The sequence below is a fragment of the Nocardia sp. NPDC059240 genome, from assembly GCF_042753865.1.
Classification (GTDB): Bacteria; Actinomycetota; Actinomycetes; order Mycobacteriales; family Mycobacteriaceae; genus Nocardia.
Genome location: NZ_JBHZAC010000007.1, coordinates 318,836 through 340,907, shown reverse-complemented (window position 1 = coordinate 340,907; position 22,072 = coordinate 318,836). Strand labels below are relative to the sequence as shown.

Genomic DNA, 22,072 nt, shown 5'->3' with positions numbered 1-22,072 from the left:
CCGCCCCCCGGGCACAAACCCACACCCAGCGGCCCCCCCCCCCCCACAACCCGGCCTGCTTACCCGCACCCGTCAGGGGCGGGGCCCGCCCCCCGGCGGGCCCCGACTTTCTCACTCCGGCTGCGTGTTCAGGCCGGTTGAGCATGAAGAGGTTTGGTACCGGTGTAGGACGGGCGCATTCGGTTGGATCGATGGGAGGTTGCGGTGTTCGGGAGGCTTGCGGGCAAGGTTTGTGTGGTCAATGGGGCCGCCAGTTTGATCGGGCGGGCGGTGGCCGATCGGTTCGCCGATGAGGGGGCGGTGGTGGTCGGTGTGGACAAGGTCTCGCATTCGGTTGGCGGGCAGGCGGTTCGGGCCGATCTCACCGATGAAGACGCGGTGGCGGGGATGTACCGGGAGGTTGTTCGCGACCACGGTCGGTTGGACGTGATCTACAACAACGTCGGGTTGATGGGTCCCGGCGATCGCTCGATCTTCGAGATGACCTTGCAGACCTGGCGCGATGCCCAGGACGCCAATCTCACCAGCATCTTCCTGGCCTGCAAGCACGGCATCCCACACCTGCGCGAGACCGAGCCTTCCGGTGGCTCGGTGATCAATGCCGCCTCGTTCCTGGCCGCCGTCGGGTCGGCGACCGCGCCGATGGCGTATGCGGCCGCCAAGGCGGGAGTGGTGCAGCTGAGCAGAGACCTCGGAGTTCACCTGGCCCGCAGCGGAGTTCGCGTCAACGCGGTGTTGTTCGGGCCGATCGAGACACCGCAGCAGCGCGAGCTCCTGCAACGCGATCCGAGTGCGCTGGACAAGCGCATGGTGCATTGGCCGATGGGCCGCTTCGGCACCCTGGACGAGGCCGCCGCGACCATCGCGTTCCTCGCCAGCGACGACGCCGGTTTCATCACCGGCGCGGCCATCCCGCTCGACGGCGGCATCACCGAAGCCTTCACCGTCCCCGAATAGCGCTCCGCCGGTTGCCCGCCGCCCTGCATCACCCCACCTGGTCAGAAGTCCAGTCGCCGTGGGGGTGGGGGCGGGCTAGGGTGCTGGCGGTCTGATTGATCAGCGAAGGGGCGGGGTTATGCAGTTCACCATTCGGAACCGTGCAGCGATGTTGGTGGTTGCCGCTGTCGGCATTGCCGGGTTTGCCATTCCGGCGGCCGGGCAGGCCGTTGCCGATGTGCCGGACCAGGTTTGCCTGTACGACCCGGTTACCGGGGATGAGCATGTGAAGACTCCCGGCGAGGCTTGCGCGGGGCATGCCGCGGGTGGCCCGGGGAACTGGACCTGCCCGGTGGTGCCCGGCTACGACCTCGTCTCCTCCGATGCGGACGAGATCTACATCGACTGCGACTACAACCCCTCGTAAGCCGCGCCTTCCCTCACGTGCGGCCGTAAACCGGTTGTGAGGCAGTAGGTATCGCCTCTCTTCGGCTGGTTGGTTCGGCGCTGGTCCGCGTATCGTCGGCGGCGGACGTGAGTTGAGAGGACGCCGGGGTGGGAGATATGTTGCGGCCTGGGGAGGTGTTCGCGGGCTACCGGACGATTCGGCGGCTGGGCGCGGGCGGCATGGGGGAGGTGTATCTGGCGAATGATCGCGATCTGCCTCGGCTGGTGGCGTTGAAGTTGCTGACGCGATCCACCAGCGGGAACGAGGAGCTGCGCGGACGATTCGAACGGGAGGCGAATACTGTTGCGCGCCTGAATCATCCGAATATCGTCACGATATATGCGCGGGGCGAGGAGGGGGATCAGCGGTGGATCGCGATGGCCTTCGTCGACGGCACCGATGTCGCCCGGGAGTTGGCGCACGGACGGCCGATGGACCCGGTACGCGCGGTCCGGATCATCACCGAGACCGCTGACGCGATCGACCACGCCAACGATGCCGGAATTCTGCATCGTGACGTGAAGCCCGCCAATATTCTGCTCGCGGCCGGAACCCGGGAGCGGGCCATCCTCACCGATTTCGGGATCGCCAAAGCGTTCGACGACAATGTCGGGCTGACGCAGACCGGCGATGTGCTTGCCAGCCTGCAATATTCAGCGCCGGAGCGGCTGGATCCCGCTGTTGTCGCCGACCGTCGCGTCGACGTGTACTCGCTCGGCTGCACGCTCTACCACATGCTCACCGGCGTGCAGCCTTACGCCGGAGGCAACGCGGCGCAGTTGATGCACGGTCATCTGAACGGCGCGATTCCGCGGCCCAGCGTCCACAATCCGCACCTGCCAATCGCTTTCGACGATGTCATCGCACGTGCCTTGGCCAAGGATCCCGCGCACCGCTTCGCCAGTTGCGGCGAACTGGCTTACGCGGCCGAGCGTGCGCTGCACCAGCAGGTGGTGGATCAACGCGATTATCGGGCCCCGTTCGTGTGTCCCCAATCACCCATGGCACCAACGCAATCGGCGAACATTCAAATTCCGAAGACGCCACCGGGAAGGAGCCGCACACCCATCGTGATCGGCATCTCGGTCGCGATAGCGGCGCTCGTCCTGGGCGGCGGCTACGCGGCGGTCCGGCTGACCGATCAATCACGCGGGCCCGCCCAGCCGACCGCCGCACCGACCACGACCGTTGCCACCAGGGATTTGCGGGACAACGCCGCCACCGACATCACCCCGTACACGTCGATCGCCCTGCTGCCCACGAGTTTCACCGATGACCTGGGTGCCACCTTCGAACTGCAGAGCGGTGGCCCGCCGACGGGCGACACTCCCCCCGACTGCAGCCATGCCGGCGGCTCCGCCGTGGTGGAAATGCTTGCCGAACATGGCTGTAAGGGGATGATGATCGGCGTCTACCTGGAGAAGACGAGTCCCGGTGCGGCACCCCCGGTATTGATATCGGTCGAGATCTTCCCGCTTCCGGATGCGACCACCGCCCAGGCCGCCGCCGCGGCATTGAACCCCACCCTGCAAAGAAACCTCGTCTTCTGGCATCCCAACTCGGGCGTCGGCAGCAATGTCAACACCCAGGGGACGAGCGACCCGCACCGCGTCGAGGCCTTCAACGTTCAACATCGCTATCTGACCACCGCACTGGCCGCACGCACCGACCTGAGCCAGGACACCGCCATCGACCCTGCACTGCAATCGGCCGCCCGAAAGGCGGTCCAGTCCGGCGGACCGCAGTAGGCGGACCGCCGGACAACCGGTCAGTGCGCGCCGAGCGCGTCGAGGATCATGGGGCGGGCGGTGCGCAGGGCCTCCTGCCAGTAGGGCCAGGTGTGGGTGCCCGGGCCGATGTCGACGCGGGCGCTGATTCCCAAGGCCGCGAACCGGTTTCGCAGGATTTGGGTGGCGGTCTGTGTCATCGCTTCCAGGGCCATGGCATTCACGGTGTTGCCCACGCCGTTGGGCAGATCCGCGCCGGTGGGGACGCCGTTGCCGCTCCAGATGTACATGGGCAGCCCGCGCAGCAGCTCGGCCTGCACGGTGGCGTCATTGCGGCTCCAGGCCGGATTGGTGATCGGCCCCCACATGTCGTCGAGGTTGAAATTGCCCTCGTCGCGCATGGCGGCGCGCATGCCCTCGTTCCACATCGGGAACGTGGGATTCACGTAGCCGGAGAAGGATCCGGCGAACCGGAACTGATCGCGATGGTGGGCCGCCAGCGTCAGCGCGGCATTGCCGCCCATGGACGGCCCGACGATGGCGTCGTTGGTGCGCGAAACCCCGTAGCCCGCAAGGAAGTTGGGCAGCTCCTCGGTGAGGAAGGTCTCCCAGCGGTAGGTGTAGGCCTGCCCGTTGGTGCTGCTGGGCCGCAGCCAGTCGGTGTAGAAGCTGGAGTGCCCGCCGACCGGGAACACCAAAGTGACGTTGTCCCCGACGAATTGGCGTAGCGCGTCGGTATCGGACGTCCACTGGCTGTGGTCGCCGGGAGCGCGCAACCCGTCCAGCAGGTACAGGGCCGAACTGCCGCCGTGTGCGGCCCACTGTACCTGCACCTTGATCGGCCCCATGCTGGAGGGCACCCACAGTTCCTGATATCCGCCCGCCGGCGCGGCCGCGGCGCGCCCGGTGCCGATCGTGGCCTGCGCCACCCCCAGGCCCGACACCAGCACGGCCGCCGCGGCAACGGTGGCGAACCGCTTGATCACATCGCGAAACATCCTGTGTCCCTTGGATCGCGCTTCGTCCACGATTCGCACCCCTCCCAGTCGATCTCCGGAGGTTCCACCCTATCCCAGCGGGAATCGGCTGTGCCTCAATCGAATCAGCTATCGATTCAAACCCCGGCGAGTCAACAGCGGCTCGATCTCCGGTGCGCGGCCGCGGAAGGCGGCGAAGGCTTCCAGCGGGTCGACCGCGCCGCCGCGCGAGAGCAGTTCACCGCGGAACCGCTCGCCCTTCGCGCGGATCGAATCCTCGCCCTCGTCGAACCACTGCACGGTATCGGCGTCGAGCACCTCGCTCCAGATGTAGGAGTAGTAGCCGGCCCCGTAACCGCCCGCGAAGATATGCGCGAAATAGCCGGTCCGGTAGCGCGGCGGGATGGCGGCGAGGGCGACGCCGGCCTTGCGCAGGGCTTCGTCCTCGAACGCCTCGGCATCGATGTCGGTCTGCGCGTCGGCGTGGGTGCGACGATGCCAGGCCCAGTCCAGCAGTGCCGCGGCCAGATATTCGACCGTGCGGAAACCCTCACCGAAGCGCTCGGCCGCGGCCAGCCGCTCGACCAGTTCGCCGGGCATCGGCTCGCCGGTGTCGATGTGGCGGGCGTAGTTGGCCAGCACTTCCGGCCGCGCCATCCACATCTCGTTCACCTGCGACGGGAATTCCACGAAGTCGCGCGGCACCGCGGTGCCGGAGAAGAACGGATACACCACGTCCGAGAACAGCCCGTGCAGGGCGTGCCCGAACTCGTGGAAGAGCGTACGGACGTTGTCCCAGGTCAGCAGTGCCGGTTCGCCCTCGGCCGGTTTCACGATATTGAGGTTGTTGACCACGACGGGCGGCTGCCCCAACAGCTTCGACTGGCGGACCAGCGAATTCATCCACGCGCCACCGCGTTTGGACGGGCGTTTGAAGAAGTCGCCGAGGAACAGACCCAGCGCGCTGCCGTCAGCGTCGAACACCTCGAACACCCGCACTTCCGGGTGATAGCCGGCCAGATCTGTGCGTTCCCGGAAGGTGAGGCCGTAAACCAGTCCGGCCGCGTGGAATACACCGTCCCACAGCACCCGCTCCAGTTCGAGGTACGGCCGCAGCACCTCGCTGTCCATCGAGAACTGTTCGGCCCGAAGCTTTTCCGACCAGAACTGCCAATCCCAGGAACGCAGTTCGGCATCCGGGTCGACGGCTCGCAGTGCGGCGGTGAGCTCACCCGCCTCCCGCTCGGCATTGGCCACTGCGGGCGACACCAGGCGAGTGAGCATATCCTCCACCGCCGCAGCCGTTTTCGCAGTCTGATCGGCTACCGCGTAGGAGGCGTGATCCGAATAGCCCAGCAGCTCGGCGCGTTCGGCGCGCAAGGCCGTCATGCGGGCGCCCAGCCCGGCATTGTCGCCGTTCGCACCGAAGCCGCGACCGAGTGACGCCGCCATCACCCGTTCCCGCACCGCCCGGTCTGCCAGATCGGCCAATACGGGCTGATTGGAGACGTTCTGCAGGCTCAGCGCCCATTTGCCGGGGTATCCGAGGGCGTCGGCGTTCTCCGCCGCAGCGGTCACCGCCGCCGGGGTGAGCCCGGCGAGTTCCTGCTCGCTGTCGAGAACCACGGTTGCCGCGTTGGCGGCCGCCAGATTGTGCTGACCGAATTCCGTTGATGCCGTGGCGAGTTCCGCATTGAGCTCGCGCAGCCGCGCCTGCTGCGTCGCATCCAGCCGGGCACCGGCGCGCACGAAGCGCAGGTGGTATCGCTCCAGCAGCCGCGTCTGTTCGGCATCCAACCCGAGTTCGGCGCGGCGCTCGTGCAGTGCGTCGATCCGGCCGAACAGCACCGGATCCAGATGGATGGCATCCGCGTGCGCGGCCAGCCGCGGCGAGACCTCCGCCTCGATCGCCTGGATGCGCTCATTCGTGTCCGAGGACACGAGGTTGAAGAACACCAGCGACACCCGGGTCAGCGCCTCACCCGAATGCTCGAGCGCCGCAATCGTATTCGCGAATGTCGGGGCCTCGTCCAACGCGGTGACGGCGGCGATCTCGGCCAGCTGCTCGGCCATCCCCCGTTCGAACGCGGGCAGATAGTGCTCTTCGCTGATCTCCGCGAACGGCGGCAGCTCGTAGGGCAGCGGGCTGCGCTCGAGGAACGGGTTGCTCGTCATACCCGCCACCTTATTCCGGCAGGTGGCACGATCATGGAATGAGTACGGACTACTTCGATCTCGGTGGATATTCGAGGCCCGTCACGACCTCCTCGCCCGATGCCCGGCTGTGGTTCGACCGGGGCCTGATCTGGACGTATGCCTTCAACCACGAGGAGGCGGTGCACTGTTTCCGGCGGGCGCTGGAAGCGGATCCGGACTTCGCGCTGGCGCATTGGGGCCTGGCCTTCGCGCTGGGCCCCAACTACAACAAGCCCTGGGAGTTCTTCGACGCCGACGAGCTCGCCACCACGGTGCCCACCGCCCATGAAGCGGCGCGGCAGGCACTCGCCCTGGCCGACGCCGCGACACCGGTCGAGCGGGCGCTCGCCGAGGCCCTCTGCACCCGCTATCCGCGGCCCGCGGCCGAGGGCGACCAGTCGGGCTGGAATCGGGACTACGCCGAGGCGATGCGCACCGTCTACCAACGGTTCCCGGACGATCTCGAGGTCGCCGCGCTGTTTGCGGACGCGCTGATGAACCTGACCCCCTGGGCCCTGTGGGACCAACGCACCGGCGAACCCGCCGCCGGGGCCTCGACATCGGAGGCCAAGGCGGTGCTGGACCGCGCGCTGCGCGGCGACGCGGGACGCGCACACCCGGGAATCCTGCACCTCTACATCCACCTGATGGAGATGTCACCGACCCCGGAATCGGCTCTGGCGGTAGCGGATCGGCTGCGCGGGTTGGTCCCCGACGCCGGACATCTGCAGCACATGCCCTCCCACCTGGATGTACTGTGCGGCGACTACCGCAGCGTGGTGGCCGCCAATTCCGCCGCCATCATCGCGGACGAGAAGTTCGCACGGCACGCGGGCGCACTCAACTTTTACACCCTCTACCGAGCGCACAACTACCACTTCAAGATCTACGGTGCGATGTTCCTCGGCCAGTTCGCGACGGCCCTGGAAACCGCTGCGCAGCTGGAGAATTCCATCCCTGAGGACCTGCTCCGGGTGCAGTCCCCACCCATGGCCGACTGGCTCGAGAGCTTTGTGCCGATGCGCGTCCATGTCCTCATTCGCTTCGGCCGCTGGGCGGACCTCATCGCCCTGGAACTCCCGAAAGACCCGGAGCTGTACTGCGTGACAACCGCACTGCTGCACTACGGCAAGGGCGTCGCATACTCCGCCACCGGCCGGATCGACGAAGCACAGCGCGAACGAGAACTCTTCCACGCCGCCGTCACCCGAGTCCCGGAGTCCAGAACCCTCTTCAACAACACCTGCCGCGACATCCTCGCCATCGCCGCCGCCATGCTGGACGGCGAGCTGCTCTATCGAAAAGGCGACTACGACAAGGCATTCGAAGCGCTGCGCCATTCGGTCGAACTCGATGACACCCTGCCCTACGACGAGCCCTGGGGCTGGATGCAACCAACCCGCCACGCCCTGGGCGCCCTACTCCTGCAACAGAACCGAATCCCCGAAGCCGAGGCCGTCTACCGAGCCGACCTGGGCCTCGACCACACCCTCCCCCGCGCCTCCCAACATCCCGGCAACGTCTGGGCCCTCCACGGCTACCACGAATGTCTCCTGCGCCTGAACAAACTCGACGCCGCCGCCATCATCGCCCAACAACTGAAACTGACCACCGCCTTGGCAGACGTCCCCATCCAAGCCTCATGCTTCTGCCGGCTCGCCGCACCCGACGAGCCCGAAGACCACTGCTGCCATTGAGATTTCACGGATTCTGGGCGAATCCGAGGGCCTGTGCGGCTGCCGCGGGAGTCGGCTGTCCCCACCGCTCTTTCAGAGTGTCGTTGGTGGTCACCGACCGGGTCTGCGCCTTGTCGAGGTAAACGATCCCGGCGAGGTGGTCGGTCTCGTGCTGGAAGATGCGGGCGGGCCAGCCGGTGAGCCGATCGGTGTGGCGGACACCGTCCAGATCCGTGTAGGTCGCGAGCACGGATTCGGGGCGGTGCACGACCGCTTGGTATCCGGGCATGCTCAAGCAGCCTTCATAGAAGCCGATCTCGTCGGCGTCGGCCGTGTATTCCGGATTGACGATGACGAACTCCGGCAGTGGCCGTCGCCCGCGCGCCACCGCCACCTCCTCGCTCACCTCGGCGGGATCCCCGAGCACCGCCACCCGCAGCGGAATCCCGATCTGTGGGGCCGCGACCCCCACCCCCGGGGCCGCTCGCATCGTGGCGAACAAGATTTCCACCAACTCCCCCAGCAACTCCGCCCCCAACTGCCCCGCCACCGGCTCGGCCACCTGCCGCAACACCGGATCACCCACCTGTACCAGCGGTGCCGGACCACCCCGATATTTCTCGACCAGTTCAGCCACCAGCGCCGTAGTCTCCATACCGACCATTGTCGGGTGTCGCTGTATCGGTGACCATTCCCCTACCGATCGGCCCTGACGGTTCGTCGGCGATGCTCGGCCACGTGCACTCGGGTCGAGCATTGTGTGGTGCAGAAGCGGCGCTTGCCGTTTCGTGAGGTGTCGACGAAAACGATGTCGCAGCCGTCGCGATCGCAAAGGCCGATCCGGTCCGGAGCCTCACAGAAGAGTGTCGCGAGCCCGAATGCGGTGTACGCCTTCACCCGTTCATCGATCGGTGCCGTTTCTTCGGCGTAGTGCAGGTGTGGGGTCCGGCCGTCGTGCACCGAAATGTACGGGCGGCCGGTCGTTTTGGCCAAGAGCCCATTGAGCAGCTCGACCGACGGATCGCGAAACACCGCATCGAGTTCCCCTGCCCACCGCCGCAATTCGGCATCCTGCCGCGCATCGATGACACCGATCGGCTTGTACCCGGCATCGGCGAGCAGCCGCCCGAGATCATCGTCATCCGACGCGTTCACCAGCCGAACCGCCAACTCGGCGGCCACACCACCGTAAGGGTTGAAGTGCACTGAACCATTACATCAGGCTGAACCCATGTGCGCCACCGCCTGCCCCGTCTGCTCCTGGCCAACCCCCACCGTTGTCTCCACCCACGGCACCACCCGCTACCTCCGCTGCGTCTGCGGCAAGTGGCTGATCGAATCCGACGGCACGACCCTGGCAACCGCAGGCACCAGCACCTTCGCTGATCGCGATCACCCCGGCGATTTGTCCGTTTTGGGGTAACTGTGATATTCGCTATACGGTAGCTCGCTCACGTTGTGGTGAGCGTGAATTCCGCTGCAGCAGTGCCCTTGTTGATTGTGAGTTCTTTCCTGTGCAGGTCGGGGTACGGAAAAGAGCGAGGCTGACGTGTAAAGGAACGCAGTGTCCAAAGTTTCGGTCAAGGCTGCCGTGGTGGCCTTGAGCATCCTGGCCTCGGGGCTGATCGGTGCCCCGGTGTCGGCGCAACCCCTGTATCCCACAGCGGATCCCGACCCGTTCTACGGTGCGCCCGCCGATCTGGGCGCCCTGGCCCCCGGGGACGTGGTGCGCACGCGCCGCATCGACACCGGGCTGTACGTGGGTACCGAGGGCTGGCAGATCGCCTTCCGCAGTACCAACTCCACCGGGCAGCCGATTCTCGGCATGACCACCGTGCTCATGCCCGCCGGCGTGCGCAATCCGCCACTGGTGTCCTATCAGGCGCTGATCAATTCGCTGGGCGCGCAATGCAATCCGTCCCGGTCGCTGTTCAACGGCGAACTCCAGGACGGAGTGGGTGCGATGCTGCCGATCGGCCGCGGGTGGGCCATCTCGCTGCCCGACTACCTCGGCCCGAACGTCGCCTACGGCGCGGCCAAGCTCAGCGGCATGGTCACCCTCGACAGCGTGAAGGCCGTGCGCAAGGTGAGCGAGCTGGGGCTGGGGAATTCACCGGTGGCCCTGGCCGGATACTCCGGCGGCGGCATGGCGACCGCCTGGGCGGGTGCGCTGCAACCGACCTACGCACCGGACCTGAAGCTGGATGCCGTGGTGGCGGGCGGGATTCCGGCCGACGAGGAGCAGATGGCGCTCTCGCTGGGCTTCGAACCACATCCGGGATTCGGGCTCGCGTTCGCGGCGGCCATGGGACTCGAACGCGAATACCCTGCCCGGCTACCGGTTTCGGACCAGCTCAACGAGAACGGGCTGTGGTTCCGAGAATTCACCCACGACGCCTGCCGCCGGTTCCTGTTGTTCCATGGCGCATTCCGCAGCGCCGAACAGATGGCGGCGTCCAAGAGCCTGCTCGACAGCCCGGAAGCGCACGCGGTGCTGCGCGAGAACAGCTTGCGCTACGACACCAGCGTGCCGACCGCGCCCACCTACTTCTGGCAGGCACGCTATGACACCCTCACCTCGTTCGAGCCGGTCGCCGAGGTAGCGGCACGCTACTGCAAAGCCGGTGTGCCCCTGCAGTTCCACCCCGTCGACGTGGCCGAACACATGACCGGCGCGGTCGCCGGCTTCGCCGATGCCTGGAACTACGTGGAATCCCGCTTCCGAGGCGACCCGGTGACCTCCACCTGCTGACGAGGCCGATACCGCCGCCGAGTCATCCGGCCTCGGCGGCGAGAGCCGCGCCGACGATGCCCGCGTCGTTGTTCAGCGCGGCGGGCACGATCTCGGCCCGCACCTTGTCGATGTACGGCAGGAACTTGTCGGCATGCTTGCTGACCCCGCCGCCGATGATGAACAACGACGGGGAGAATGCCATTTCCAGGTATTGCAGATAGCGCTCGACACGATGCGCCCACTGCTTCCAGCTGAGGTCGCGTTCTTCCCGCACATTCGCGGAGGCATGATGCTCCGCCTCGTGCCCGTCGAGCTCCAGATGCCCGAATTCGGTGTTCGGGACCAGTACGCCGTTGTAGAACTGCGCACTTCCGATACCCGTCCCGAAGGTCAGCATCAGGACCGTCCCACGCCGGTCCCGCCCGGCCCCGAACCGCATCTCGGCAATCCCCGCGGCATCCGCGTCATTGACCACGGTCACCGGCACATCCAGCACCTGCGCGAGCCGCTCGCGGGCGTCCACACCGATCCATCCGTCGTCGACGTTCGCCGCGGTGCGGGTGACACCGTCCACCACCACGCCCGGAAAGGTGACACCGACCGCCCCACGCCACTCGAACTGCCCGGCGACGTCGCGAACCACCTCGATTACCGCCTCCGGCGTCGACGGTTGCGGTGTGAGCTCCCGAACCCGCTCTCGAACCAATCGCCCGGCCGCCACATCCACCGGCGCCCCCTTGATCCCCGTGCCCCCGATATCGATGCCCAGGTAGGTGTCCATCCCTCCATGATCATCGGTGTGTCCCGAAAACGCCACGCCGATTCGGCCGCTCTGGGCAGCAATCGGATTCGCGCCGAGCTGTCTCGGATCGTGATGCGCGAATTCATCCTCGCGTGCAGGTGTGCGCCTACCGTGGAGGATTCGGGGGCGGCTTCTCCGAGGGCACGGAGTTGAGATATGAACACACCATCGGGCGACTGGCTGGATAACTGGCCGTGGCCGGAGCGCACTTTCATGGAGCGGTTGAGTCCGGCGTCGCGGCGGGATCTGCTCTCACTCGGCAAGCAACACCCCTTTCAGCCGGGAGAAGTGTTGTCGCCGTACGGGGATCCGGCCAGCAGCGTGTATCTGCTGCGATCGCGGGACTCCAAGGTGTCGGCGTGCGCGAAGATCACCGGGGCCGACGGGAAGCTGCTGGCGATCCGGGTGAGCGGGGATGTGATCGGTGAGATCGCGGCGCTCGAGCCCAGCTCCCGGCGCTCAGCGACGGTCACCATCTGCACGGCCGCCACCGTGCATCGCATGCCCGGCGTGGAGTTCCTGCGGTTCCTCGACCGGCATCCGGACGGCTGGCAGACGCTGTGCCGCACCATGGCGGACCGGCTCACCTGGGCGGATCAGCGCCGACTGGACTTCAGCGACTGCCCGGTCACCACCCGGCTCGCGCGGCTGCTCGTCGAATTCACCGTGTCCTACGGCCGCCGGACCACGGTGCGGCCCAACGGGAATGGATGTGACGACGGCCCGGCGGAAGCCGCCGGCTGGGAGATCACCATCCGACTCAACTACGAGGAACTGGGCAACCTCGTCGGAGCGCGCGTCGACGCCATCGGGATCGCCATGCGGGAGATGCGCGAACGAGGACTGGTCTGCCTGCGCAATCGCCACATCGTGGTGATCGATAACAAAGGTTGGCAGAAATACGGCATTCAACCTGGAAAATTCCTGTCACAACGCCTCTTGGATGGACAAGATCCGGATTTTTCCAGAGCGACCGATAGTTAGCCGATGGCATCTTGGTCTTACAGCAGCAAGACCAACCGGAGGTGCACGATGCCGTCGCCCCACACCCCTCCCCCAACTCACGCCGACGAGCTGTACCGCACCCTGTGCGCAGCACACAGCCCCCTGGCGGCGGCCCTCATGACCGTCGCTGCCATCGGACTGTGGCCCGCTGAATTCGTCTCCGCCACAGCGGTTCACGCGAGGTGATGACCGTGGAGATCATCATGACGCTGGCATGGGCGGCGGTGGTCGCGATCAGAGTGCTGCCCGAGATCATCCGCTCGCAACGCACCTGCATCTCGGTCATGGTCACCGCCCGAGGCGAGGGCATTCGCGAATTAGCCATCGTCGCAACGAATATCGAAGACGCCGCACAGATAGTGCGGCAGGCCCTGGCCGCCCCGCCGGAGGAGCGACGCCGGGCATGCCGCACCGGAATCGGCCTACTATCCCAGCGAGGATGCGAGTCATCCTTCTTCCCAACCGATCCCATCCCACCGGCCGACTCCCCCCAGTAGCGTTCGACGGCACTCGTCACCCGACACAGCCGAAAACAAACGGGCAGCACTCATCTCGCCCCCGCCGGCCACACCGACACACCAAACGCCGAGTGGCACAGATTTAAGGACAAACCGGGCGAAACACCTCCGGAATGTGCCACTCGGCGAGGCTGTTTGTGCCGTTGCCGACGGTTGGGATGGGATCAGGTATCGGAACTGTTGGGATGGCGGGCGAGTGGTGGTGGAGGGGGGTCGGATTGTTGTTCTAGTTCGTTCAGTAGGGCTCGAGCGGGTTGGGTTTCGGCGGCTGCGATTCGCTGGTAGATCGTGATGGCTTCTTGGAGTTCGGCTTTGGCGGTGGTCGGGTTGCCGGTGCGGATGTGGCAGCTAGCGAAGCCTTCGATCGCGCGGGCTTGTTCGAGTGGGCTGTTGATGCGACGAGCCATGTGGAGGGCTTCCTCGTATCGTGTCAGGGCTCGGTCGGTTTTGTCGGAGGCGGCGAGTTGCGCTGCCAGCCGGTTCAGTGTTTCGGCCTCGCCGGGCCGGTGTCGGATGTCTCGGTAGGTCACTAGCGCTACGCACATTTCATCGATTCCGGCGGACGGGCCGTCGGTGAGGTGCAGTACCCACCCGAGGTTGGCGAAGGCGTCAGCGAGTCCTGCGCGGTTGCCGTGCTGGTGGTAGATCTTCAGCGCTTGGCGGATCAGGTCGGTGGCGGACCGGTGGTCGCCGATGAGGTAGTGCACCCGGCCCAGCTCGTTGAGGGTGGATGCTTCCCCGGGCCGATTCTTACATTCTCGATAGATGGCGAGCGCCCGGCGCAGGGTGCGGTCAGCGGTCGGGTAGTCGCCGATCAGACGCTGTCCCCACCCGGCGTGCAGCAGCGTGACGGCCTCGCCGAACCGGTCTCCGAGGTCTGCGTAGATCTGTTGTGCGCGTTGAACATTGCCGATCATCGCGTGCGGGTCGTCGGTCAGATACCGTAGCCAGCCCTGCTGCGAGAGGATATTCGCTTCCAGCTGTTTCAGGCCGACTTCCCGCACGATAGCCAGGGATTTCTCGGTGGTGACGAGCGCGGCGCCGTGGTCGCCGCCGAGGTATTGGACCCAGCCCAGAATGCTGAGGGTGGCGGCTTCGGCAGCGCGGGCACCGGCACCGCGGCGGATCGCCAATGCCTGCCCGAGCAGGTCGTATGCGGTTGTGTAGTCGCCGAGCAAGTGCAGAACGTAGCCCAAGGTATGCAGAACGGCGGCTTCCTCGAGGCGGCTGCCGAGCATGCGATAGATCGACAGCGACCGCTGTAGAACATCGGCAGCGACCGCGAAGTCGCCGACCTGATAGCGCGCCTGGCCGAGGGTGCGCAGCGCCGCCGCAAGGGTGGTCGAATCGAGACTGTCCGCCTGGGCTTCGAGCAGCTGGTGCAACAGGGTGGCCGCGGCAACGTAATCATCGGTCAGGTACCAGGTGAAGCCTGCCTCCTTGAAAGCGAATGCCACGGCATGACGGTCGCCGATGGTGTGTGCGGCAACCACCTGCCGCTGGTAGATGCCGACGGATGGGGCCGTCGGGCCCTGCAAGCGCAGTTCGCTGCCGAGTGCGCGGGTCAACTCGATCACTCTGCTCAGCTGGTTGTTCGCGGCGGCGTAGCGCAGGCATGCCATCAGATTCGCTCGCTCGCGACGCATCCACTCGACGGCGGTGGCGTAGGTGAACTGCCTCGGCGCGGACGACTGTGGCCGGGCGGTCGGTAAGGAGGCGGTTGCCGGTGTACCGGATGGGTGGCCGGCCGCATGCAAGGTCGCCGAGTAGTAATCGAACAATCTGTCGGTGGCCAGGGCCTGCTCGGCGACCGTGTCTTCCGACGCGAGGGTGTTCGCGTATTCGCGCAGGAGATCGTGCAGTCGGTAGCGTCCGGGCGCGGTTTCCTCGAGGAGATGGTCGGTATACAGGGCGTCGAGTTCGCTTCTGACAGTACTGATCGGTAGATCGACGAGGGCGGCTGCTGCGTAGGCGTCTACGTCGGGACCGGGGTGCAGACCGAGTCGTCGGAACATCATCTGCCGTCGTGGCGGAAGACCGGTGTAGGAGGCCGCGAACGCGGCCCGGACCGCGCGTTGGCCCGCCTCGAGTACGCCGAGCCGCAGGCGGGCCTCCGACAGTTCGGCGGCCATGTCGGTAATGCTCCAGGTGGGGTGGTGTGCCAGCCGACCGGCGGTGAGCACGATCGCCAAGGGCAGACACCCGCACGCCTGGACAACCTCGGCCGCAGCGGCCGCATTCATGCCGGTCGGAGTGCGCCGCGCCAGCGTGCAGAACAGGTCGATGGCCGTGTCCCTGTCGAGCGTGCCCACCGGCAGAGGAGTCGCGTCATCGAGCGCGATCAAGCACCGCCGACTACTGACCAGGACCAGACATCCGGGGGAAGCCGGAAGCAGCGGCTCGATCTGGTCGTTGTCGCGGGCATCGTCGAGAACCAGCAGTACTCGCTTGCCGGCGAGGCGCCCTCGCCAAATGTTCCGACGGCCGTGGAGGGTGCTGGGGATATGGCGCGGGTCGATTCCGAGATCGGTGAGTAGCGTGCCCAGGACGTCGAACGGATCGCTCGGGGTAAGGCCGGCAGTGTGGGTGTTGAGCTCGACGAAATATTGACCGTCGGGGAACTGCTCGGCCAGCATGTGCGCCGCACGGACGATCAACGCGGTCTTGCCGATACCGGCCATACCGTCGACGGTGTATATCGACGGTCCAGCGGTGGCCGCGTCCACGATCGACTGCAACTCCTGCTCACGGCCCACGAACGTGCCGATGCCACGCGGCAACACCGTCGTCACGCTCGGACGAGCCCCCCGTGGATCAGCTGCGGAATTCCGCTGTCGGGCACGTCGTTTGGCCCTGGCCGGACGCGTACCCGTGGCCGAATCGTTCTCGGCGTCTGCCGCGGTCCACCACTGCTTCCACACCAGCGGATTCATCAACTCGGCCCGGGCACTGCCCGGTTTCGGGGGCACGAGTTCGATCAAGGTCAGCAATACCGGAGTGAACAGCTCGAACGACGCCGGTCGATGACGACCGGTCCGCCAATCACTGAGACGCTGCACCGACAAACCACCGCTGGCTCCCGGTGCCCGGGCCGCCCGCAGTCGTCTCTCAGCCGCTGTCACGACCTTCTGTAGCGTCGGATTCCCCGCAGCCTCAAACAATTCCACCAGCCGTGCAGCGAACCAAGCTCTCGCAGAACCGAACTCGCCGACTGGGCGTTGATGCCCCTCCACCATGACCACAGATTACCCAGGAACCCGCGACCGGAACCGAGTTTTCCGGCACCGGAAACCGACTCCTAGCAGCGAGTTCATGCCCGAATCTACCCACTCGGCAGGGTGCCCCGGAAACGTGAGCGTGCTTGCCGTAACGCTGCTACGACTTCCGTGCGACGCCTCCAAATGCGGCGATCTGCGCGGGCGTGGACACCCGTGCGGGTTTCGGGCGCCATTCGGTGATCCGAACGAAACCGGGCTCCTCGAACGACAGGCCGTCGAACGCCGCGCGAATCTCGGTTCGGGTACGCGGAACATACGGGACGCCACCGGATTTGGCGTATTCCTCACACAATTCCACATACGGTCGGCTGTCGACGGTGCCGTCCCACAACACCAGATAACTGCCTGCGGGCACCGCGTCCATTACGGTGCGCACGATGCGCAGCATGTCGTCGTAGCTGCGGGCGTGGCCGAGCACGCCCATGAACATCACCGCGATCGGCCGGTCGAAATCCAGGATCGGGCGGGCACCGGCAACGATCTGCTCGGGATGATGGAGATCGCAGTCGAGGTAGGTGGTGACCCCGTCCTCGCTGGCGTTGGTCAGCAACGCCCGCGCGTGAGTGAGCACCAGCGGGTCGTTGTCGACGTACACGATCCGCGCCTCGGGCAACACCGACTGCGCAACCTCGTGGGTGTTCTGCATCGTAGGCAAGCCGGTGCCGATATCGAGGAACTGCCGGATGCCGACCTCACCGGCGAGGTAACGCACTGTGCGGATGAGGAATTCCCGCGACTGCACAGCCATGGTCGCAATATCGGGATCGATCTTCAGGCTCGCCTCCCCGACCGCCTCATCGATCTGGTAATTATCTTTCCCACCCATCCAGTAATTCCAAATCCTGGCCGAATGCGGAATATCCGTACGGATCACCGGTTCGGACTCACTCACCTCGACACTCCCCTTCAATCGATACCCACCCACACCGAGCGCCGCCCCTCCCAGCCGCCCCGACCTCGGCACCCCCGTACACGGTCCGACAGTACAAGGCACACGACCATAGGCGCGCAGTAGTCCGAATACGTTGCAGTGCCGGCCGAAGGGCCGGACATCATGATCAGGGTGGTCGGTACCTAGCCGGGCTCAAGCGCAGTGCCCGACGATCGGGATCGCTCCACGTGACCGACCGTAACGAATCATCTGCGGATCAGGCCGCCGACTCATCGACGGCGGTTCTCTCCGGTGCACAAAATCGGCCTAAAGCTCCACTTCTTGATTGACCACAGCGAAGCGGGTATCGAGAATCTTGTCGAGTACCTGGCCGACGTCGCGGGACGGATCGAGATCACCCTGATAGATCAGCACCGCCTGCCCCGGTGGCAGATCTGGCGATACACAGGCGAGAAGCCCACTGTAGGTGGCGGCCAGCGGCAGCAGTCGAGTGGAATCGACCGCGGCATTCCAACCTGGAATGCCGTCCGGGTAGCCGCTTCTCGCGGCGAACGTGAGCATCCGACGGGGCTGGACGGGACCGAACGACCGCCAATCCGGTGCCGTGAAGCCGGCGTGCACCTCGCGCAGGAATCGCTGCACCGGTTCCGGTATCGCATCCCACAGCGGCGGCCGGCGATCTCCGAATGTTGTTGGATCCCAGCCGATCCAGCACGCGACGTAGCGTTCGTCGTCGTAGTGTTCCGCAGCGTAGATCAGCACCCACTGGTTCTCGACGCGTCCGATTCGGACTTCGGCGAGTTCACTTCGGAAGTTCTCCGCGAAAGTCGGAACCAATTCCAAGAACTCGGAATTCCAGAGCGAAAGCGCGGCGCGGCATCGCTCCTGAGGATCGATGGCCTCCACGGTGGCGCGCCACCGTACAGGCACATCCAACAGTTCGGCCGAGCCGAGATCGGGAAACACGACCTCGGGCACCTCGTCCCCACGCGCCAGACACTGCCGGATCTCAGCCAGCTCCACGGCCATCAACTGCCTCCTTGGTTCTTCACCAGTTGCTGGATGATGGTTCCAACTGTGGAAGGGCCAGGTTCTCCGCGTCGGGTGATCGCCTTGTTCACCGAGGACACGGGCTTCAGCCGGATCCGATGCCCGTAGCCTCGAGTGTCTTGAAGCACTCCTCGAACCGGGCGATAGCTTGCTCGTCCTGAATTCGTAGTTCTTTGTCTGCGTTCAATATTCGAATGTTCTTGGCGATCTCGACCGAGTGCCATTCGACAGCTTTCCGCAGGACTTCCAGCGCTTCCACATACCTCGCTCGCGTCAGTACGTCAGCCCCGGTGGCGAGCCGCTCATAGGCCCAGAGCAGCACGTAATAGCACTCGATCACACGATCTTCGACCCGGCTGCGGGCAGCCAAATCACCGTAGAGCCGGGTCCCGATCACATGCCTTGCATCGGCGACGGCTCCGGTCGTCAAGTCCCTGTGCAGGTCGGCGGCGAATCGCAGTGCATCCCGCCGAGCCACCGTCCGTGAAGTCCGATATGCCCGTGTGGCCACAGCCGCACTCGCTGCGGCAATCGCAGGCGAGAGGAGCCATCCTCCATGTGAAAACCAATGGACCACACCAACTACCGCACCGGTCACACCGGAGACGTTAGCAACACTGGACCACCGACTCCGACTGATACGACCGCCCGAACGACAGTGGGGCTGGTACCGCTGCTGGGGTACCAGCCCCACTGGAGTCGGTTTCTGTGATGACACGTTCGGTGGTGGACCCGACGGACCTGCATGCGAACCGGGCGGTGCTGGCGGACGGGCCGGACATCATGATCGCGTCGACGAGACCGATGCACCTTACAGATTGGGTCCGAAATGGGACATTATCTGTCATGACCGCAAGCGACTGCACTACAGGGCAGCCTGCGGCGCTGCCGCTCTGAGCAGCAACCTGTCGCGCGCGAATGGCAGCAACTGGCGGGAGCCCTTCGGGGCAAGCAGAGTTCGGGCTTATCTGGCAGTCGCCGCGGCTCGATGAAGTCGGCCGCAGCGCATCAGCGTCCGAGTCCGATACCGGATCAGGTGCCGCCTCGGACGCGTCCGGGATCGGTTACGCGGATCCGACGGCCGCCAGCAGGGGCTTGATGGCGTTGAAGAAGGCAGACAGCTGATCGAGGCCAGGGTTGGTCACGATGAATTGAAGTGTCGACATGTTGAAATCCTTCCGCTCCGGATCGAAGGATTTCGTATTCGAGCCGTGGCCACCAGCCCACGAAAATAGGGGGACTCGACCCAGTCCAGGGCGCGGCGTAGCGGAAATGTATGCGGCACTGGCGATGTCGGATGACGTCGAATACGTCGGCCGGGTCGATGCCCGCGGCACTGAGCATCTGGCGGCACTGCTCGAATCGGGCAATCGCTTGCTCATTCTGAATACGTAGCTCTTTGCCTGCGGTCAATATTCAAATGTTCTCAGCGATCTCGACTACGTGACCTTGTTCGGCTTGGTGCGGTTGCACCGCCGGCACCAGGTCTGCAGGTGGAGTACAATCTAGTCTGTCTAGACAGACTAGGAACGAAAGGGAGTCGAACCGATGAGCTGGCAGATTCAGGACGCCAAGCAGCGCTTCAGCGAGCTGCTCCGGAGCGTCACCACTGACGGCCCACAGGTGGTGACCCGGCACGGCGAGGCGATTGCAGTGGTGATCGATATTGCCGAATACCGAAGGCTCCGCGGTGAAGTCACCGATTTCAAAGACTTCCTACGCGCTGGTCCGAGTCTCGAGGATCTCGATCTGACCCGCAGCCGCGAAACACCGCGCGAGATTGATTGGACGGCCTGACTTGGGCTTTCTACTCGACACCAATATCGTGTCCGAACTGCGCAAGAAGAACCCCAACCCCAAGGTGCTGGCCTGGTACGAGGGAGTGCACTCCCATCAACTCCATCTCAGTGCCATCACCCTCGGCGAAATCCGGTTGGGTATCGAGCGTCTGCGCGTCCGGGACGCGCCGCAGGCTGAGATCCTCGAATCGTGGCTCGGCACCCTGCGCACCACTTATCGCGATCGCATTGTCTCCGTCGACGCGGACGTCGCCGAGGAATGGGCTCGAATGAACGTCCCCAAGACCGTCCCGATACTGGACGGCCTGCTCGCCGCTACCGCCAAGGTGCACGAGTGGACCTTCGTCACCCGCAATGTCGCGGACGTGGCCGGCACTGGCATATCCGTACTCAACCCATTCGACTGACGCGGGATGGACCCGTACCTATCGGGCTGCGACCGAATCCAACAACGCCGCAATCACACTCGGCTGCGGATGTCGGCGGTTCAGTCACCCTACGGGCAGCGCAACGCACCCGTCAGGTTCGCGCATTGCCGGAGATACAACAGAGCCGCAGGTTGATCACCTGCGGCTCTGCGATTCTGTGGAGCTAAGGGGATTCGAACCCCTGACCCCCTCACTGCCAGTGAGGTGCGCTACCAGCTGCGCCATAGCCCCGGATGGTTGCCGTTGGTTTCCCAAGGCGACTGGGAGAAGGTACACCATGGGACCCGGTGGGGAGCAAATCGGCTGGTAGAGGGGGTGGGTGAGATGGGTTGGGGGGTGCGGAAATATGGAGGGGTGGGGGTGCGGGGGCGCGCGTAGACTCGCGGGTGGTTCGTTGTCGTCCGGGGTGGGCTGCTGGGTAGGTGGCCGGCTCTGTGGGGAAGGTCGCAGGCGGGTGACGCTGATCAATGGGCGGTATGAGCTCAGGGGGATGGTGGGGAAAGGGGGGATGGCCGAGGTTTGGGATGCTTGGGATCGGCAGTTGCGCAGGCAGGTTGCGGTCAAGGTGCTCGACGCGGGGAGTCTCGCGGTGCGGGAGCAGGATGAGCAGGTGGCCTGGCAGCGGTTCGAGCGGGAGGCGCGGATCGCGGCGCAGATGAACTGCTCGAATATCGTGATGCTGCACGATTCGGGGGTGTTCGTCGAGAAGGGGCTGCGGTCACCGTTTCTGGTGATGGAGTTCATTCACGGGGAGAATCTGCGGCAGTACATGCGGACGCCGGACAATTGGGGGCTGCCGGGGATCGCCCGGGTTTTGACCGACGCGCTCAGCGGGCTGGTGTACGCGCACTCCAAGCAGGTGGTGCACCGGGATATCAAGCCCGAGAACATCATGATCTGCCGCGACGGCACCGCGAAGCTGGCCGATTTCGGGATCGCCATCGAGATGCGCGAGAACATGCAGCGGCTGACCCGCGCACACCAGGTGGTCGGCACCCAGAACTATTCCGCGCCCGAATATCTCGAGCATGGCCGGTTCACCCATCTCAGTGACGAGTACTCGTTCGCGGTGGTGTGCACCGAGGTGCTGGAGGCGGTGTACGCGCCGGCGAACCTGCCGCAGAAACTGCGCTCGGTGCTGGATCAGGCGTTGTCACCCGATCCCGCACTGCGTTTCGGCTCCGCGGCGGAATTCCAGCACTACTTCCGCGACGCCGTGCACTCGGAGACCCGCAATCTCGCCCGCAAACCGCCCGCTGACGTCACCCGCAAGATCGATGATGTCACCGACAAGATCCACGGCCCCGCACCGGATCCCGCGACGGTGCCGGTGCGCAATCCGACCAGCGTGATGCCGCCCGGCCCACCCGTCCGCCAGCCCGACCGACATGCCGGCGTCGAGATGCCCGCGACGGGCCTGTGGGGCATCTTCGTACGCCCCGCCCTGGAGTTCCGCCAACGCGTGCTGGCAGGCCTGACCCGCGACGACCCCCGCTATATCGGCGGCGTCCTGCTGGGCGCGGCCGCCACCGGAATCGTGCTGGGCTGGCTGGTTTTCCTCCTGCTCGCCTGGCTGATCGTCTCGATCGCCCACCAGCTGTGAGGA

General features: G+C 65.5%; 21 protein-coding genes and 1 tRNA gene. 12 read left to right on the top strand and 10 right to left on the bottom strand.

All coding sequences use genetic code 11. The annotated features are described in order from the left end of the window. Positions 1-204: 204 nt before the first annotated feature. The 3 genes from ACFXHA_RS26680 (at position 205) to ACFXHA_RS26670 (ending at position 3,132) form a co-directional block, all read left to right on the top strand. Entirely contained in the window at positions 205-957 is a 753-nt protein-coding gene (locus ACFXHA_RS26680) for an SDR family oxidoreductase (RefSeq protein WP_379361328.1), read from the top strand. 148 nt (positions 958-1,105) lie between these two features. Continuing rightward, complete coding sequence (locus ACFXHA_RS26675) at positions 1,106-1,363, top strand: hypothetical protein (protein WP_379361326.1); 258 nt, start codon at positions 1,106-1,108, stop codon at positions 1,361-1,363. Between the two features lie 137 nt (positions 1,364-1,500). After that, positions 1,501-3,132: a serine/threonine-protein kinase gene (locus ACFXHA_RS26670; protein WP_379361324.1), complete on the top strand. Its 1,632-nt coding sequence runs from the start codon at positions 1,501-1,503 to the stop codon at positions 3,130-3,132. 20 nt (positions 3,133-3,152) lie between these two features. Here the strand turns inward: ACFXHA_RS26670 and ACFXHA_RS26665 are convergent, their stop codons facing one another. Both ACFXHA_RS26665 and ACFXHA_RS26660 read right to left on the bottom strand, forming a co-directional pair. Continuing rightward, positions 3,153-4,109: an alpha/beta hydrolase gene (locus ACFXHA_RS26665; protein ID WP_379361322.1), complete on the bottom strand. Its 957-nt coding sequence runs from the start codon at positions 4,107-4,109 to the stop codon at positions 3,153-3,155. 108 nt (positions 4,110-4,217) lie between these two features. After that, positions 4,218-6,263: a M3 family metallopeptidase gene (locus ACFXHA_RS26660; RefSeq protein WP_379361320.1), complete on the bottom strand. Its 2,046-nt coding sequence runs from the start codon at positions 6,261-6,263 to the stop codon at positions 4,218-4,220. Between the two features lie 38 nt (positions 6,264-6,301). On the opposite strand from ACFXHA_RS26660, the gene ACFXHA_RS26655 reads away from it, so the two are divergent. Beyond that, on the top strand, positions 6,302-7,981 hold the full coding sequence (locus ACFXHA_RS26655; RefSeq protein ID WP_379361318.1) for a tetratricopeptide repeat protein: 1,680 nt from the start codon (positions 6,302-6,304) through the stop codon (positions 7,979-7,981). Between the two features lie 4 nt (positions 7,982-7,985). On the opposite strand, the gene ACFXHA_RS26650 is transcribed toward ACFXHA_RS26655, so the two are convergent. Continuing rightward, positions 7,986-8,615 carry a peptide deformylase gene (locus ACFXHA_RS26650; protein ID WP_379361316.1) on the bottom strand — a complete coding sequence of 210 codons (630 nt, stop codon included), beginning with the start codon at positions 8,613-8,615 and terminating at the stop codon, positions 7,986-7,988. A 41-nt stretch (positions 8,616-8,656) separates the two neighbouring features. Continuing rightward, positions 8,657-9,166 carry a CGNR zinc finger domain-containing protein gene (locus tag ACFXHA_RS26645; RefSeq protein ID WP_379361315.1) on the bottom strand — a complete coding sequence of 170 codons (510 nt, stop codon included), beginning with the start codon at positions 9,164-9,166 and terminating at the stop codon, positions 8,657-8,659. A gap of 25 nt (positions 9,167-9,191) precedes the next feature. On the opposite strand from ACFXHA_RS26645, the gene ACFXHA_RS26640 reads away from it, so the two are divergent. Both ACFXHA_RS26640 and ACFXHA_RS26635 read left to right on the top strand, forming a co-directional pair. Continuing rightward, entirely contained in the window at positions 9,192-9,383 is a 192-nt protein-coding gene (locus ACFXHA_RS26640) for a hypothetical protein (protein ID WP_379361313.1), read from the top strand. Between the two features lie 141 nt (positions 9,384-9,524). Next, positions 9,525-10,712 (top strand): lipase family protein, encoded by a 1,188-nt coding sequence (locus ACFXHA_RS26635; RefSeq protein ID WP_379361311.1) that lies wholly within the window; start codon positions 9,525-9,527, stop codon positions 10,710-10,712. Between the two features lie 22 nt (positions 10,713-10,734). Here the strand turns inward: ACFXHA_RS26635 and ppgK are convergent, their stop codons facing one another. Further along, a complete protein-coding gene (gene ppgK, locus ACFXHA_RS26630; protein WP_379361309.1) occupies positions 10,735-11,475 on the bottom strand; it encodes a polyphosphate--glucose phosphotransferase in 741 nt (246 codons plus the stop codon). A gap of 177 nt (positions 11,476-11,652) precedes the next feature. Here ppgK and ACFXHA_RS26625 point away from each other — a divergent pair, with 177 nt between their 5' ends. Both ACFXHA_RS26625 and ACFXHA_RS26620 read left to right on the top strand, forming a co-directional pair. Continuing rightward, a complete protein-coding gene (locus ACFXHA_RS26625) occupies positions 11,653-12,480 on the top strand; it encodes a Crp/Fnr family transcriptional regulator (protein ID WP_379361307.1) in 828 nt (275 codons plus the stop codon). A gap of 212 nt (positions 12,481-12,692) precedes the next feature. Next, the gene (locus ACFXHA_RS26620; RefSeq protein WP_379361305.1) at positions 12,693-12,998 is read left to right on the top strand and encodes a hypothetical protein; all 306 of its coding nucleotides are present in this window, start codon (positions 12,693-12,695) and stop codon (positions 12,996-12,998) included. Positions 12,999-13,183: 185 nt separating this feature from the next. On the opposite strand, the gene ACFXHA_RS26615 is transcribed toward ACFXHA_RS26620, so the two are convergent. The 4 genes from ACFXHA_RS26615 to ACFXHA_RS26600 form a co-directional block, all read right to left on the bottom strand. After that, positions 13,184-15,811 (bottom strand): tetratricopeptide repeat protein, encoded by a 2,628-nt coding sequence (locus ACFXHA_RS26615; RefSeq protein ID WP_379361303.1) that lies wholly within the window; start codon positions 15,809-15,811, stop codon positions 13,184-13,186. 583 nt (positions 15,812-16,394) lie between these two features. Beyond that, on the bottom strand, positions 16,395-17,171 hold the full coding sequence (locus ACFXHA_RS26610) for an SAM-dependent methyltransferase (protein ID WP_379361618.1): 777 nt from the start codon (positions 17,169-17,171) through the stop codon (positions 16,395-16,397). A 324-nt stretch (positions 17,172-17,495) separates the two neighbouring features. Then, positions 17,496-18,218 (bottom strand): hypothetical protein, encoded by a 723-nt coding sequence (locus tag ACFXHA_RS26605; RefSeq protein ID WP_379361301.1) that lies wholly within the window; start codon positions 18,216-18,218, stop codon positions 17,496-17,498. Between the two features lie 106 nt (positions 18,219-18,324). Further along, a complete protein-coding gene (locus ACFXHA_RS26600) occupies positions 18,325-18,669 on the bottom strand; it encodes a hypothetical protein (protein WP_379361299.1) in 345 nt (114 codons plus the stop codon). A 734-nt stretch (positions 18,670-19,403) separates the two neighbouring features. Here ACFXHA_RS26600 and ACFXHA_RS26595 point away from each other — a divergent pair. From ACFXHA_RS26595 to ACFXHA_RS26585, 3 genes are all read left to right on the top strand, one after another. Further along, positions 19,404-19,634 (top strand): hypothetical protein, encoded by a 231-nt coding sequence (locus ACFXHA_RS26595; RefSeq protein WP_379361298.1) that lies wholly within the window; start codon positions 19,404-19,406, stop codon positions 19,632-19,634. Positions 19,635-19,787: 153 nt separating this feature from the next. After that, positions 19,788-20,036 carry a type II toxin-antitoxin system Phd/YefM family antitoxin gene (locus ACFXHA_RS26590; RefSeq protein ID WP_379361296.1) on the top strand — a complete coding sequence of 83 codons (249 nt, stop codon included), beginning with the start codon at positions 19,788-19,790 and terminating at the stop codon, positions 20,034-20,036. Position 20,037: 1 nt separating this feature from the next. Next, entirely contained in the window at positions 20,038-20,445 is a 408-nt protein-coding gene (locus tag ACFXHA_RS26585; RefSeq protein WP_379361294.1) for a type II toxin-antitoxin system VapC family toxin, read from the top strand. Between the two features lie 179 nt (positions 20,446-20,624). On the opposite strand, the gene ACFXHA_RS26580 is transcribed toward ACFXHA_RS26585, so the two are convergent. Further along, positions 20,625-20,697: transfer RNA gene (locus tag ACFXHA_RS26580), tRNA-Ala, on the bottom strand. Between the two features lie 115 nt (positions 20,698-20,812). On the opposite strand from ACFXHA_RS26580, the gene ACFXHA_RS26575 reads away from it, so the two are divergent. Continuing rightward, positions 20,813-22,069: a serine/threonine-protein kinase gene (locus tag ACFXHA_RS26575; RefSeq protein ID WP_379361292.1), complete on the top strand. Its 1,257-nt coding sequence runs from the start codon at positions 20,813-20,815 to the stop codon at positions 22,067-22,069. The last annotated feature ends 3 nt before the right edge of the window (positions 22,070-22,072 follow it).